The sequence below is a fragment of the Buchnera aphidicola (Mindarus japonicus) genome (genome assembly GCF_039393905.1).
Classification (GTDB): Bacteria; Pseudomonadota; Gammaproteobacteria; order Enterobacterales; family Enterobacteriaceae; genus Buchnera_A; species Buchnera_A aphidicola_B.
This window is the reverse complement of the sequence record NZ_CP135030.1, coordinates 49,496-65,676: the sequence shown is the minus strand read 5'-3', so window position 1 is coordinate 65,676 and position 16,181 is coordinate 49,496. Positions and strand designations below refer to the sequence as shown.

The window sequence follows — 16,181 nt, the reverse complement described above, 5'->3', positions numbered from 1 at the left end:
ATTAAAAAAAAATTATTTAGTATAAAGGGGAAGAAATGAATTTTTTTTCTAAATTTTTTAAAAAAAATCAAAAAAAAATTGATATTATTGCACCTATATCAGGAACAATAATAGATCTTGAAAAAGTTCCTGATGAAGTATTTTCTAAAAAAATAGTTGGAGATGGGATAGCAATTAATCCATCAGGAAATCAATTAGTTGCTCCAATTTCCGGAACTATCGGAAAAATATTTAAAACATTACATGCTTTTTCTATAAAATCAGATGAAGACATAGAATTATTTGTACATTTTGGAATCGATACAGTACAGCTTAAAGGAAAAGGTTTTAAAAATTTAATTATTAAAAAAAGAAAAGTTCAAGTAGGGGAACCTATCATTGGTTTAGATTTACTATTTTTAAAAAAAAATGCAGTATCCATAATAACTCCAATAATTATTTCTAATATGGAAAAAATAAATAAAATAAAAAAATTTTCAGGGAAAGTTATTGAAGGAAAAACAAAAATTATGACTATATTAAAATAATTCTTTACAGTTTGAACGGAAATTTTTACCGTTTAAACTGCAAAGCTATAATTTAGTAATATTTTTTAAAAAAATAATAAAAATATAAAAAAATTTAAATAATATTAACCACTTCAAATAATCCAGATAAATTAATTATTTACAATTTTTTGCTTTACAAAGGCTTTATTTAGTACTTATTTTATAAATTAAAATATAAAAAAATAATTTTTTTTTAAATCGTTACTTAAATTAATTTAAATTAATATACTTTATTTTCATTTTAAAAAAAAAAAAAAAAATTGTTAACACCAGAAACTAGTTATAGAAATTATTTATTACTATTATTTTTTGAGCTTTATCTTTATAGGAAAATTTCCTAATCAATCTTTTCTATATATTTTAACACTTATGTATGTTATATATTAAAATAAAATTTTTTAAATTATATACAATAAAAATATCTATTTATTAATTTTTTTTAATAAAATAATTAAATATTAATAATTTTTTAAAATTATTTATTTTAGTAAAAAATACTTTTTAAAATTTTTCTTCTTCCATTTCTTAATTTTAGAAATTCTTAATTTTTCTAATTCAATACTAATTTTAGACCCTAAAATTCCTTTTTTTATAATTGATTGTACCGAAATATCTAAAGAAATATTAAATATTTTTTTTAAATACTTACTCAAAAAAATACAATAATTAAAATTAGAATTTTTACTTAAGTTGAATGAAACAAAACCTTGTTCAATCAACATAATTAATTTTTTTATTCTATCTGGTTTTCTCCAAACATCCATTCGATTAAAAAAATAAATTATTTTCTTTTCCGTTTGCAAATGAAAATTTCTCAAAAATAAAAAAAATCCAGAAATTAATGTTGAAAAATCTTGAATATATTTTGGAACTTTAAAACGTTCACACATTTTTTTTGTTAGCATAGCAGAACAATAATCAAATTCTTGATGAGATAAAGAATCTTTAAAAAAAATAATATTATTTAATAATGAAAAAATAGAAGAAAAACGTATAGAAATATCACTAGTATTTTTAGATATTTTTGCTAAAATTATAAATAAATTAGATGAATAATTTTTAAAAATAATATTTGAATAAAAATGATTAAAATTAATTACTTTATCTATTTCTGGAAATATAATATAAAGTGCATCACATTCTTTCAAAACTTTAAAAAAAATATGAGGATTATTTGTTTTTAATGCTTTTTCTGTTTCATTCCAAACTCTTTCTTTACTTAAATACATTAGCTCTTTATTTTTAACCATTAATGACATAATTTTCATAGTATCTTTAGAAATAACAAAACCTAAATGTGAAAAATTAGCTGCAAATCTTGCAACTCTTAATATTCGCAAAGGATCTTCACTAAAAGATGAAGATACGTGTTTTAATAACCTATTCTTTAAATCTTTAATTCCATTAAAAGGATCAATAAAATTTCCATTTATATCTTGTGCAATTGCATTAATTGTTAAATCTCTTCTTTTTAAGTCTTGTTCTAACGAAATATTTGGAGAGAATATAGTATTAAATCCTGTATGACCTATTCCCTTTTTTTTTTCTACTCTTGCTAATGCATATTCTTCATTGCTTGTAGGATGTAAAAAAACTGGAAAATTTTTTCCAACTTGTTGATATTTTTTTTTTAGTAAAATACTAGGAGTAGCTCCAACTACCACCCAATCTTTATCTTTAATGGATAATCCTAATAAACTATCTCTTACTGCTCCACCTACTAAATATACTTTCATAAAAATTCCTATAATAATTAGTATTATTTTACTAACTAAACAATTTTATTTTAAAAAAAATTCATAATATGTAATGTAGAAATACAAGCTTTTTTTTAAAAAAATCATTTTTTTTTTAAAAAAATATCTTTTAATACTTAAAAAAATATATGATATAAAGAGTAAATCATAAACTTTAAAATTGTGGTACATTATGTTTAATATAATTTCCGATTTCAAAAAATCAAATATATTAGTTATTGGAGATATTATTTTAGATCAATATTGGCATATCACTGACAAAAAAAACTTTTTTGAAAAATCAGCACCTATTGTAAATGTAAAAAATGTAGAAAATAGAGCTGGAGGAGCTGCTAATGTTGCTAAAAATATTTCTAAAATAGGAGGTAATGCTCATTTAATAGGTGTGATAGGAAATGACACAGAAGGAAAAATAATAAAGAATTTATTAAAAGAAACTAATCTTAAACATAATTTAATCATTAATTATAATAGCAAAACAATAAAAAAAATTCGGATAATTTCTAAAAAAAATCAATTATTAAGATTAGATTTAGAAAAAAAATATTTTATTGAAAAAAAAGAAGAAATGTTGGAATTAATTTCAAGAATAATTAAAAATTATAATGTAGTTATTATATCCGATTACAATAAAGGAACTTTAGTAAGCACAGAATCGATTATTAAAATTGCAAAAAAATTGTCTATTCCTGTAATAATTGATCCTAAAAAAGAAAATATCTCAAAATATTTTGGTGCTACGTTATTAACTCCTAATTTTGAAGAATTTCAAAGTATGGTAGGAAGATGCGAAAATAAAATAGAAATAATTAAAAAAGGAAAATTATTAATTTCTAAATTAAAATTATCTGCTTTATTAATTACACAATCTGAATTTGGAATGACATTAATAGAAAATAATAAAAATTCTATTCATTTTCAATCGCTCTCAAAAAATGCAAATGATCCAACCGGAGCAGGAGATACTGTTATATCCTTGATAAGTCTTATGTTATCATTAGGAAAAACTTTTGAAATAGCATGTTGGTACGCTAATATAGCAGCAGGAATAGTTGTTGAAAAAATAGGAACTTCAACCGTTAGTATAGAAGAAATGCTGAAAAAAATTAAATTTTTTCAGGATTGTAAAATTACTACCACTATTAAATAAATTTTCTAAAAAATATAAATTTATATACAAATTCCTGTAGAATTAAAGTTAATAATTTTCCTATAAAAATAAATGATAATTAAATGTTTCTTAAAAAGAATTATAATTAATCGATAATGCTATTAAAAATAGCAATTTTTATATTAAAAAATAAAATTTTATTTAATTTTGAAAAAAACAGGAAAATTTATGAAAAAAAAATTATTAAAAGAATTTGGAAACTCTAAAAAAAGAGTACTAAAAGCTATTCAAGAATTAAAAAAAGGAAATGGAATTATTTTATTAGATGATGAAAAAAGAGAAAATGAAGGAGACTTAGTTTTTTCTAGTGAAACAATGACAATTGAACAAATGGCTTTTTCTATTAGATATGGAAGTGGTATTATTTGTTTATGCATTACAGAAAAAAAACGAAAAGAATTACTATTGCCCATGATGGTCAAAAATAATACCAGTACTTATGGAACAAAATTTACTGTGTCTATTGAAGCAGCTAAAGGAGTTTCTACTGGAGTATCTGCTACCGATAGAATTACTACAATTAGAGCAGCAATATCAAGTAAAGCTAAACCAGAAGATTTAAATAGACCTGGACATGTCTTTCCTTTATGTGCAGATAAAAATGGTTTACTGGCTAGAGAGGGTCATACTGAAGCATCCATTGAATTAATTAAATTAGCAGGATTTAATCCTACAGCAGTTTTATCAGAATTAACGAATAAAAATGGATCTATGGCTCGTATTCCGGATATTATTAATTTTTCCAGAAAAAATAATTTAACTGTTTTAACTATTAAGGACATAATTAATTATGTAAAAAACGTATAAATGTATGAATATTTATTAATAGTTATTAACCGTTCATAAAAAAATTAAATTAATAATTATATTTATGTTTTATTTTTTTATTTTAAGTTACTGAATTAAGTAACTTAATTTTTTTTAAAATTAAAACTTAACAAGTAAAAAACAAAAACATAGTAATTATATACTAAATAAATCTGAAATTGACCAATTAGAATTTATTGAAATTTTTAAAGAAAAATCTTTATACTTTTTATATCTCAATGAACCTACATATGCAATCATAGCTGCATTATCTGTACTAAATCTTTTTAGTGGAACATATAATTCTCCTCTATAAGAATTAATCATTTTTCTTGCTTCTTTTTTTAATTTTATATTTGCACTAACTCCTCCAGCTATAATTAATCGTTTAATACCAGTCATTTCTATGGCTCTTTTGCATTTAATTATTAACGTATCAATTACAGCATCTTCAAATGCTTTTGCAATATTAGCTTTAGACTGATCATCTTTAGAAGAATTCAAATAAACGTTTGACGTAAAAGTTTTTAATCCAGAAAAACTAAAATTTAAACCAGGAACATTAGTCATAGGTCTAGGAAAAAAAAAATGTTCTGATCTACCCTTTTTAGCTAATTCAGATATTCTTTTTCCACCTGGATACCCCAAACCTAATAATTTAGAAATTTTGTCAAACGCTTCTCCAGCAGCATCATCTAATGAAGTTCCTAAAATTATATATTCTCCTATTTTATTACATTGAACTATTTGAGTATGACCCCCTGAAACTAACAATGCTAATACAGGAAACTTTATCAAATGATTACTTAACATAGGAGATAATAAATGTCCTTCCATATGATTGATAGATATTTTAGGTATTTTCCAAGCATAAGATAAAGATGTAGCCACACTTGCTCCCACTAAAAGAGAACCAACCAACCCGGGTCCGGCCGTGTATGCAATAGCATCAATAAAATTACTTTTTCTTTTATTCATTTTTTTTAATACTGCTACAATTAGAGGAACAATTTTAAGACTATGTTTTCTAGCAGCTAACTCTGGAACTACCCCTCCATATTTAGAATGAATTTTACTTTGAGAATATAATTTATTTATAATTACACCTAAATTTGTATCATATATTGCTATTCCAGTTTCATCACATGATGTTTCTATTCCTAATATTTTCATAATTTATTTCCTATTTTTTATTTTTAAAAAAATGGTTCTTTACAACCTTATACTCAATAAGGTAGGATTAAAAGTTATTCATTTAAAATTATTTATTTATAATAATATTATAAAAAATAATTATATTATAAGGTTGAAATTATGCCAATAATAAAAGTTAGAGATAACGAACCCTTTGATATAGCTTTAAGAAGATTTAAACGATCCTGTGAAAAAGCTGGTATTTTAGCCGAAATTAGAAGAAGAGAATTTTACGAAAAACCAACAACTGAAAGAAAAAGAGCAAAATCTTCAGCAGTAAAAAGACTTTCTAAAAAATTATCTCGAGAAAATCTAAAAAAAATAAGAATGTATTAACCTAAAATTAAAGAAAATAAAAAAATTAATATTTATATTTTCTATAAAAGACCGTTCATAACTGTACGGTCAAAATTATATAATAAGTAAAAATAGTATATGACTACTAAAATTCCTCAACATTTTATTCAAGAACTAATAAATCGAACGAATATAGTAGAACTTATTGGTAGTCGAATAAAATTAAAGAAAAAAGGAGAAAATTATTATTCTCTTTGTCCATTTCATAATGAAAAAACTCCTTCTTTTTCTGTAAATCTTAAAAAACAATTTTTTTATTGTTTTGGATGTAAAGAAAATGGAAATGTTATTGATTTTTTGATGAACTATGAAAAACTAAGTTTTTTAGAAAGCATTAAAGAATTATCTAAAAAAAATGGATTAATATTACCAATTCAAAAAAAACACTCATCTTTAAACAAATTATATGTTAAACAAAAAAATATTTACTCTTTAATGGAAAAAATTTCTTTTTTATACGAAACCAATCTTTATTCAACAAAATTTTTACATATTTACAAATATCTTTTAAAGCGTGGATTGAATAAAAAAACCTTAAAAAAATTTTCTATTGGATACGCAAGTAATAAAAAAAAATTTTTATCTGAACATTCTCAAATAGAAAAAGAAGATAAAAAATTTCTTATTGATTCAGGAATGGTTGTATGTGTCACAAACAATACATACGATCGATTTTGTGGAAGAATTACATTTCCTATTAAAAATAAAAAAGGGAAAATTAATGGATTTGGAGGAAGGAATGTTTCTAGTAATTTTCCTAAATATATTAATTCACCAGAAACAAGTATTTTTTATAAAAAAAATAATCTTTATGGTATTTACCAATTATATAAAAAAACTAATAATCCAAAATATATAATTATTGTTGAAGGTTATATGGATGTAATTATGTTATCTCAATTTAATATTAATTATTCAATTTCATTATTAGGAACAGCTATCTCTAATTTACAAATTTCTAATCTTTTTAAAATAACAAAAAACATTATTTACTGTTTTGATGGAGATAAAGCCGGAAAAGAAGCAACTTGGAAAGCTTTAATTCTAACTTTACCTTATTTAACGGATGAAAGAACAATCAAATTTATTATTCTTCCAATAAATGAAGATCCTGATTCAATAATTAGAAAAGAAGGAGAGAAAAAATTTAAAGAAAGAATTATAAATGCTATTAGCCTATCAAAGTTCTTGTTTCAAAGTTTATTAAAAAATAAAACTATTATTTCAACAGAAGAAAAAATAAAATTTTGCATTAAATCAAAAACACTAATTGATAAAATACCTGGACAAATTACAAAGATTTATTTGAGAAAAAAATTAGGAAAAATAGTTGGAATTATTGAAGAATACGAGCTAGAAAAAATAATTCCATTATTTTATAAACATAAAAAAAAATTAAAAATAATAAAAAAAAATACAATGCGAACATTAATTGCTTTATTAATACAAGACCCTAAAATAGCCAAAATAATTCCGGATCTGTCTGAACTAAAATTGATTAAAATTCCAGGAATATCTTTATTTTTAGATATTTTTTATAATTGTAAAAAAAAAGAAAATATAAATACAGGCCAATTATTAGAACTTTATAGACATTCTAAAAAAAATATTTTATCAAAATTAATTCAATGGGATCATATGATCGTTCAAAAAGAAGCAAGAAATGTGTTCTTAGATACCTTGATAAATTTATTTAATACTATTTTAAGAAATAGACAAGAGTCTTTAATTTCTAAAGATCGAATTAAAAATATAAATACATCTGAAAAAAAAGAATTATGGTTAATAAATAAAGAACTTTCTAAATAATTGATTATTTTTACTTTTCTAAAAAAAATAGAAAATTAAAAATTTTAAAATTAAAATAATAAAATAAAGAATTTTTACAATTTCGTTTAAATGGTATAATAAAAAATATATTATAGCAATTAGTTTTAACCCTATTTATAATATTTATTGTTAAATAAAAATTATACTGAAAATAAATTTAATTAACTGAAGTATGGACACAGTATTATGCAGCGAAATCCGCAGTTTCAGCTCAAGCTACTAATTACATATGGGAAAGAACAAGGTTACTTGACTTATTCTGAAATTCATGATCATTTACCAGATGATATTGTTGATTCAGATCAAATTCAAGATATCATTCAAATGATTAACGATATGGGAATACAAGTGGTGGAAAAAGCCCCAGATGCTGATGAACTTATATTAAATGAAACACAAACAGATACCGATGAAGATGCTGTAGAAGCAGCAGCTCAGGTCTTATCTAATGTTGAATCAGAATTAGGTCGTACAACTGATCCTGTTCGCATGTATATGCGTGAAATGGGAACTGTTGAATTACTTACTAGAAAAGGTGAAATAGATATAGCTAAAAGAATAGAAGAAGGAATTAATCAAGTCCAATCTTCCGTAGCAGAGTATCCAGAAGCAATTACCTACTTATTAAAACAATATGAACGTGTAGAAAATAAAAAAATGCGATTGTCTGATTTAATAATAGGATTTGTTGACCCAAATATAGAAGATTATATATCTTCAGCATCAAATAATGCAGAAGAAGAATTACAACATCATGAAAATAATTTAGATAAAGAGAATACAAATGAAGAGGATAACTCAATAGATCCAGAAATAGCAAAAGAAAAATTTTTTGCTTTACGTAATCAATACTTAATAACACATTATTCTATAAAATCAAAAAAAAGAAATCATAAAGATACTATTTCAGAAATAAATAATTTATCTGAAATATTTAAACAATTTAGATTAGCTCCCAAACAATTTGATTATTTAGTTAATAATATGAGAAACATGATGAACAAAGTACGTGTTCAAGAACGTTTAATTATGAAATTATGTGTTGAAAAATGTAAAATGCCTAAAAAAAAATTTATTAGCCTATTTGTTGGTCAAGAAACAAACATTAAGTGGTTACATCAAGCAAAAAAAATGAAACAACCTTGGTCTGAAAAACTTTATAAAATAAAAGATAAAATTTTGTCTATATCTAATATATTATTAAAAGTTGAAAAAGATACAGGTTTAACTATAGAACAAGTAAAAGATATAAATAGAAGAATGGCAATTGGAGAAGCAAAAGCTAAACGTGCTAAAAAAGAAATGGTTGAAGCTAATTTAAGACTGGTAATTTCAATTGCTAAAAAATATACTAATCGAGGATTACAATTTTTAGATTTAATTCAAGAAGGAAATATAGGATTAATGAAAGCAGTTGATAAATTTGAATATAGAAGAGGCTATAAATTTTCAACATATGCTACTTGGTGGATAAGACAAGCTATTACTCGTTCTATTGCTGATCAAGCAAGAACTATTCGCATTCCTGTTCATATGATTGAAACAATTAATAAACTTAATAGAATTTCTAGAAATATGTTACAAGAAATGGGAAGAGAGCCTACTCCAGAGGAATTGTCAGAAAAAATGCTTATTCCAGAAGATAAAATAAGAAAGGTATTAAAAATAGCAAAAGAACCAATTTCCATGGAAACTCCAATTGGAGATGACGATGACTCTCATTTAGGAGATTTTATTGAAGATACCACGTTAGAACTTCCCTTAGAATCAGCGACTTCTGAAAGTCTTCGTTCTGTTACTCATGATATTTTAGCTGGATTAACGCCTAGAGAAGCAAAAGTATTAAGAATGCGATTTGGAATCGATATGAATACTGATCATACTTTAGAAGAAGTAGGAAAACAGTTTGATGTTACAAGAGAAAGAATTAGACAAATAGAAGCTAAAGCTTTGCGAAAGTTAAGACATCCTAGTCGATCTGAAGTACTTAAAAGTTTTTTAGATGACTAATACTAATATTAGGTAGTAACTAATCTAAATTCATTTATTTAAAAAAAAATAATTTAAAACATAGTGTATTTATTAGACTTAGTTATCTAGTTTTAAACAGATTGTTTTTTAAAAAAGTTTAATAAATACGCTGAGAAAATAATTACATAATTTTGTTAATGTCTAACTAAACTATTTTTCCAGGAACTCCTACAACAGTAGTGTTTGAAGGTATAGAAGATAAAACCACTGCATTAGCCCCTATTTTTGCATTAGATCCTATTTTTATATTTCCTAAAATTTTAGCTCCTGCTCCTATCATAACTCCATTTCTAATTTTAGGATGTCTATCTCCTTTTTCTCCCCCTATACTTCCTAAAGTTACTGAATGTAAAATCTGAACATTATTTCCAATACTAGCTGTTTCTCCAATTACAATTCCCGTAGCATGATCTAAAATGACTCCAGAACCAATTTTTGCAGCAGGATGTATATCTACTGAAAAAATCGTAGAAATTTGATTTTGAATATAAGTTGCTAATAATTTTTGAGAAGAATTCCAAAAAAAATGAGAAATTCTATATAATTGCAAAGCATGAAACCCTTTAAAATATAAAAGAGGAATAGATAAAGAATTTACAGCTGGATCAATAAAATATGCCACTTGAAGATCTTTAATAGCATTTTTTATAATTGAAAAATTAGACTCATAAACAGTATTAATAAGATTTAAAAATTTCTTATTTGAAAAAAAAGAACTACTTAGTTTATCTGATAAAATAGTTGATAATGCCATTTGAAAAGAATTATGTTTTAACAAATAAAAATAATAAAAATCATATAGAATAGGTTCTTTTTTAATTGCTTCAACTCCTTCATATTTTATTTTTTCCCAAATTTTATTTACTTCTTTAAGCAAAATTTTTCCTCTCTATAATTAATTATATATAAAAACATATTATTCTTGAGATAAATTAAAATTTACATTTTTTAAAATTTTATAAAATAAATATTTAAATTATATAATTTAAATATTTATTTAATTTTATTAAGAATATTTTTAAGATAAATTTAAAAGTTATATATAAAAATATTGTTACATATTTAAGAATTTTTTTTCTAACTCTATCATTTTAGATACTTGAGAAAAAGAAACACCGCCTAAAGCATCTCTTTTTTTTAATGAAGAATTTAAACTGATATTTTCATATACATCTTTTTCGATTAAATTGCTATAGTTTTTAAAAACTTTTAATTCAATTTTTTCCAAAGATAAATTTAATTTACTAGCATATAAAATTATTTTTCCTGTAATATCATGAGCATCTCTAAAAGGCATGCCTTTTTTAACAAGATAATCAGCCAATTCAGTAGCATTTGTATAACCTTTTTGAGCTGATTTTCTACAATTTTTCAGATTTACAGTAATATTTTCTAAAACTAAAACAGACATTTTTAAACAATTAATCCATATTTCTATTGTTTCAAATAAATTTTTTTTATCTTCTTGCATATCTTTATTATAAGATAATGGCAAACCTTTTAATAATATCATATTACTTATTAAATTTCCGCACACTTTTCCACATTTACCTCTAATTAATTCTAAAGCGTCCGGATTTTTTTTTTGCGGCATTAAAGAAGATCCTGAAGTTACAGAATCGGAAAGTTCAATAAAATTAACTTCCCCTGAATTAAAAAAAATTAAATCTTCAGAAAATCTAGAAAGATGAATCATACTAATTGAGGCAGTAGATAGCAATTCTATAACATAATCTCTATCCGAAACACTATCCAAAGCATTTTTAGTAGCTGTTCTAAAACCTAGATTAATAGACAACTCTTCTCTATTTATTTTCCATGCTGTTCCTGCTAATGCTCCCGAACCTAAAGGATTTTCATCTAATCGATATAAAGCATCTTTTAATCTCGATTCGTCTCTTTTAAACATTTCTAAATAAGCAAGACACCAATAAGCAAAAGTTATAGGTTGAGCGCTTTGTAAATGCGTATATCCAGGCATAATAGATTTTTGATTTTTTTCTGCCAAATTAATTAATTTTTTTTTCAAATTATTTACACTATTTAAAATTTTTTTAATATTACATTTGCACCATAATTTTAAATCTGTAGTAACTTGATCGTTTCGGCTTCTTCCTGTATGTAATTTTTTACCTAATGAACCTAATGAAGAAATTAATTTTTTTTCAATCCAGCTATGTATGTCTTCTTCTTGACTTTCTAATATAATCTTAGAATTTATTTCTACTTCTTTTAAAATAGCATTTAACGCAAATTCAATTTTTTTTTGTTCTTCTAACGTTAAAACATTAACTTTTGTCAACGCTTTAGACCACTGAATTGATAAAAAAATATCTTGTTTAACTAATTTATAATCAACATTTAACGATCTATTAAATATTTTAAAGAACCTATCAGGTTCTTTAATAAACCTTCCACCCCAAAGAGACATAATATTACCTTGTTCAATAGAAAAGTTTTTAATTGCTTTAAAATTTTTTTTTGACTAAATTATTTTAATTTGAAAATTTTTTATTGATAGAATTTTTATTCATTGATTTTATTCTTGAAGATAAGGAAAACAAATTTATAAATCCTTTTGCATCTGATTGATCGTATACTTCCTCTTTTCCAAAAGTCGCATATTCTTTAGAATATAAGGAATTAATTGATCTTTTTTGTATTACCCTTGATGTTCCTTTATATAATTCTAATACTACCTCTCCTGTTATATCTTTTGACAAAATATCACCTGCTGCTTCTAAAGATTTTCTAATAGGAGTAAACCAACGACCTTCATATACTACTGAAGCCATTTCTAATGAAAGTTTTTGTTTCCATTGAAAAGCATTTTTATCTAACACTAGCTCTTCAATAGCTCTTACAGCACTCATCATTAAAGTTCCCCCTGGTGTTTCATAACAACCTCTTGACTTAATACCCACTAATCTATTTTCAACCATATCAACGCGACCAATACCATGACGGGATGCTATTTTATTTAATATTTTCAAACATTCTAATGGTTTTAATTCATATTTATTGACTGAATGTATGTTCCCTTCTTTTATTTTAATAAAAACTTTTTCAGGAATTTCTGGAGCTAATTTAGGATTAGTTGTCCACATCCAACAATCTTCTTTAGCTGCATTCCATGGACATTCTAAATCCCCTCCTTCTGTAGAAATATGCCATATGTTTTCATCTCGACTATAAATTTTCTTAATGGTTGCAGCAATAGGAATATTTCTTTTTTGTAAATAAATTAACAATTCTTCTCGAGATTTAAAATTCCATTCTCTCCAGGGAGCTATTACTTTTAAATGCGGTGCTAAAGCTGCATAAGCCATTTCAAATCTTACTTGATCATTTCCTTTTCCTGTGGCTCCGTGACATACAGCAAATGCTTTTAACTTAATAGCAAGATCAATTTGAGCTTTTGCTATAATAGGACGTGCCATTGCTGTGCCTAATAAATAATTCCATTCGTATAAAGCTCCTATTCTTACTATAGGATAAATGTACTTTTCCACAAATTCTTTTTTAAGATCACATATATAACATTGAGTTGCTCCAGACTGTATTGCTTTTTTTTCTATATCTATTAAATCTTTAGAGGATTGTCCTACATCTGCTACAAAAGCTATTACTTCATATCCGTAATTTTCAATTATCCAAGGAATAATTGCTGAAGTATCTACACCTCCTGAATAAGCTAAAATAACTTTTTTAACTGTTTTTATATTCATAATTTAATTCCTTAATTATCAATGTGGCAATACTTGAGTACCTATTGATTTGCCTTGAAATAATAATTGCAACTCGTCTTCATTCTGCCAACTTGCTATATCTACTACTTTATTTAAAGTTTTAGCTGCTTCTAAAGCAGCATGAACTTTAACAATCATTCCATCGGTAATAATTCCTCTATCAATTAATTTATTTGCTAAATTAGTATTAATTTTAGAAATCGGTTTTCCTTTACCATCTAAAATTGAGCTTATATCTGAAAGTAATATTAAATCTGCATCTAAAACTAAAGATATTGCTGTAGCAGCAACATCAGAATTAACATTCATTAAAATTCCATCTTCAGTAATACCTACAGAACTAATAATCGGAATAATTCCTTGAGTTAAAATAAGTTTTAAAAATTTAGAAGATTGAGGTTTAGCTGTACCAACGTATCCAAGAGAAGAATTTAATTGAGTTACACTCGTACTATTTCCATCTGTTAGACACAATCCTATAGCATTAATGTTATATTTTTTAGCCCAAGCTAATAACATTTTATTAACTGTACCACTTACTACTCCAACTATAATTTTAATATGTTCAATTGGAGTAATTCTTAATCCTTTTTTCTTTTTTATAGGAAGTGATAATTTTTTCATTAAATTATCTATACTTCCTCCTCCTCCATGTACGATTATTATTTTTCTGTCATACAAATTTTGGTACGACACAAAAATTTTAAATAAACGCTTCATGGCAGCATCACTATCTAAAAGCAAACCGCCTAACTTTATTACTAAAGGAATTTTACTCATTTTTAATAACTCAACGTTTTATTTAAAAAATAAAAAAAAAATTTAAAAATTCCCAAAAAAAACTAAATATTTTTAAAATATTTAATTTTTAATATTAATAATCTTAGTAATTCTTTCGATTTATTAAAAAAATAAATATTTATTTATATAAATTAAGACTTTTATATTTAATTAATTTAAAAATTTTAACTAAAATAAATTAATCAAAAAAAATTAAGTTATAAGATTCAATATATATTTTTTTAGAAAAAATATTTTTAGTAAAAATCAATTTTTTTTTAAATAATAATATTTTTACTAAAAATTTTTTTAAAAAATACTAGGCTAACTAATATTTATGGGAGTTTATAAAAAATAAAAGAACTATTTAATTAACTATTAGCTAAATAACTAATTAAAAGTTATTAATTAATTTACTAGCACTTAAACATGTAATTAATTATTTAAAAAATTTTTTTTAATTTATATTAAATCAAAAATTAATGTTAGAATTTTTAAAAAGATATTTGATTTAATATGCAACAAATGAAATAAACAATTTCTAATCGATTTAAAGTATAAAAATGAAAATGTCTAACACCTTCTCGAAATAATATATAAATCATTTCTAACATTATATTTGAACCTATAATTTTACAAATGTCTATATCATTCTTAAAATTTTTAAAAGTATTTTTTATTCCTTTAGGTATAGATACTTTTCCTAATTTAGCAAAACGAAGTAATTGATCAAAATTATAAATAGGTAATATTCCCGGAACTATATCTTTTTTGATACCCATAGAAGAACATTTATCTCTAAAATGTAAATAATGATCTATTTTAAAAAAAAACTGGGTAATAGCCCTATTAGCCCCAGCGTCTAATTTGTTTTTTAAATTTATAATGTCTAAATAAGCACTTTTAGCTTTTGGATGAACTTCAGGATAAGCTGCAACTGAAATATCAAAATCTGCTACTTCTTTTAATAAACATACTAAATCAAGAGCATTCATTTTAGATTTACTACCATTTTCTAATTCATCACCTCTTAATGCCACAACCTGAAAAATATCATTATCCCAATATTTTCTAGCAATATTTCTTAGTTCAGTTTTAGTGAAATCTGAACACGTAAGATGAGGTGCAGTATTAATTTTAGTAGTTTCTTTTATTTTTTTTACTAAAGAATAGGTTAAATTTTCATTGCCACTATTTGCACCATGTGTAACAGAAAAAAAACTTGGTTTAAACAGTTTTAACTTTTTAATAGTATTCCATAATTTTTTTTCCAAAAAATTATCTTTAGAAGGAAAAAATTCAAAAGAAATTTGAATTTCTTCTCCTATTTTTGAAAATTTTTCAAAAAAGAAATCTTTTTGATATAAATTTAAATTATTCATAATTGTTTCTCAAAAAATTTTTATTTTTATATGTACAAAATATTGTACACTTAATTATTTAAAATTTGTATTTTATTAAATAAATATATTTTTTACTAACATAGAACATGTATTTAATAATTTAAAAAGTAAATAAATGTAGTAAGGTGATTATTAATCACATTAATACTATAAAAATTAAAACAAAAAAATTTAGGTGTTAAATATTCATGCAAATTTTAAAAAAAAGATTCGAAATTAAAAAAAAATTCTCTGTTAAATTCTTTTTTTTAATTTAAAAAAAATATTAATGTATTTATTTTATTAACATTACTAATTTTTGAAATATTTAAAATCTAAAAATTTTTTGTTAAAAATTCACAATATTTATTGCATAATTAATCTTAACAATATTTTTAAAAAATATTCTATGTTGCACAAAAAAAATAAAAAAATAGCGTTATATAAAAAATACGGATTTTTTTATGAATTTTATTTTTAAAGCTTTAAAAAATAAAAATTTTTTTTAAAAAAATAAATGTAATTTACTTACTAAGTATAAAATTTATTAATTTAAAAATAAATAAAAAATATGT

13 protein-coding genes are annotated in these 16,181 nt (G+C 23.3%); 6 read left to right on the top strand and 7 right to left on the bottom strand.

The window, feature by feature from the left end; all coding sequences use genetic code 11:
• Positions 1-35: 35 nt before the first annotated feature.
• Positions 36-527, top strand: a complete 492-nt coding sequence (gene crr, locus RJT65_RS00305) for a PTS glucose transporter subunit IIA (protein ID WP_343152842.1) — start codon at positions 36-38, stop codon at positions 525-527.
• Positions 528-1,027: 500 nt separating this feature from the next.
• Here crr and RJT65_RS00300 read toward each other — a convergent pair whose 3' ends face one another.
• Positions 1,028-2,284, bottom strand: coding sequence for a tRNA CCA-pyrophosphorylase (locus tag RJT65_RS00300; RefSeq protein ID WP_343152841.1), 1,257 nt, complete (start codon positions 2,282-2,284; stop codon positions 1,028-1,030).
• 193 nt (positions 2,285-2,477) lie between these two features.
• On the opposite strand from RJT65_RS00300, the gene rfaE1 reads away from it, so the two are divergent.
• Positions 2,478-3,455, top strand: coding sequence for a D-glycero-beta-D-manno-heptose-7-phosphate kinase (gene rfaE1, locus RJT65_RS00295; protein ID WP_343152840.1), 978 nt, complete (start codon positions 2,478-2,480; stop codon positions 3,453-3,455).
• Positions 3,456-3,644: 189 nt separating this feature from the next.
• Positions 3,645-4,283, top strand: a complete 639-nt coding sequence (gene ribB / locus RJT65_RS00290; protein ID WP_343152839.1) for a 3,4-dihydroxy-2-butanone-4-phosphate synthase — start codon at positions 3,645-3,647, stop codon at positions 4,281-4,283.
• Between the two features lie 156 nt (positions 4,284-4,439).
• Here ribB and tsaD read toward each other — a convergent pair whose 3' ends face one another.
• A complete protein-coding gene (gene tsaD, locus RJT65_RS00285) occupies positions 4,440-5,456 on the bottom strand; it encodes a tRNA (adenosine(37)-N6)-threonylcarbamoyltransferase complex transferase subunit TsaD (protein ID WP_343152838.1) in 1,017 nt (338 codons plus the stop codon).
• 141 nt (positions 5,457-5,597) lie between these two features.
• Between tsaD and rpsU the strand changes: the two genes are divergently transcribed.
• The 3 genes from rpsU (at position 5,598) to rpoD (ending at position 9,674) form a co-directional block, all read left to right on the top strand.
• Positions 5,598-5,813: a 30S ribosomal protein S21 gene (gene rpsU, locus RJT65_RS00280; RefSeq protein ID WP_343152836.1), complete on the top strand. Its 216-nt coding sequence runs from the start codon at positions 5,598-5,600 to the stop codon at positions 5,811-5,813.
• A gap of 99 nt (positions 5,814-5,912) precedes the next feature.
• Positions 5,913-7,643, top strand: coding sequence for a DNA primase (dnaG, locus tag RJT65_RS00275; RefSeq protein ID WP_343152833.1), 1,731 nt, complete (start codon positions 5,913-5,915; stop codon positions 7,641-7,643).
• Between the two features lie 207 nt (positions 7,644-7,850).
• Positions 7,851-9,674, top strand: a complete 1,824-nt coding sequence (gene rpoD, locus RJT65_RS00270) for an RNA polymerase sigma factor RpoD (RefSeq protein WP_343152832.1) — start codon at positions 7,851-7,853, stop codon at positions 9,672-9,674.
• 166 nt (positions 9,675-9,840) lie between these two features.
• On the opposite strand, the gene cysE is transcribed toward rpoD, so the two are convergent.
• The 5 genes from cysE to metF form a co-directional block, all read right to left on the bottom strand.
• Positions 9,841-10,572 carry a serine O-acetyltransferase gene (gene cysE, locus RJT65_RS00265; RefSeq protein WP_343152830.1) on the bottom strand — a complete coding sequence of 244 codons (732 nt, stop codon included), beginning with the start codon at positions 10,570-10,572 and terminating at the stop codon, positions 9,841-9,843.
• A gap of 177 nt (positions 10,573-10,749) precedes the next feature.
• Complete coding sequence (gene argH / locus RJT65_RS00260; RefSeq protein WP_343152829.1) at positions 10,750-12,126, bottom strand: argininosuccinate lyase; 1,377 nt, start codon at positions 12,124-12,126, stop codon at positions 10,750-10,752.
• 64 nt (positions 12,127-12,190) lie between these two features.
• Positions 12,191-13,423 (bottom strand): argininosuccinate synthase, encoded by a 1,233-nt coding sequence (locus RJT65_RS00255; protein ID WP_343152828.1) that lies wholly within the window; start codon positions 13,421-13,423, stop codon positions 12,191-12,193.
• A gap of 18 nt (positions 13,424-13,441) precedes the next feature.
• On the bottom strand, positions 13,442-14,224 hold the full coding sequence (argB, locus tag RJT65_RS00250) for an acetylglutamate kinase (protein ID WP_343152827.1): 783 nt from the start codon (positions 14,222-14,224) through the stop codon (positions 13,442-13,444).
• A 494-nt stretch (positions 14,225-14,718) separates the two neighbouring features.
• A complete protein-coding gene (metF, locus tag RJT65_RS00245; RefSeq protein ID WP_343152824.1) occupies positions 14,719-15,606 on the bottom strand; it encodes a methylenetetrahydrofolate reductase in 888 nt (295 codons plus the stop codon).
• Between the last annotated feature and the right edge of the window lie 575 nt (positions 15,607-16,181).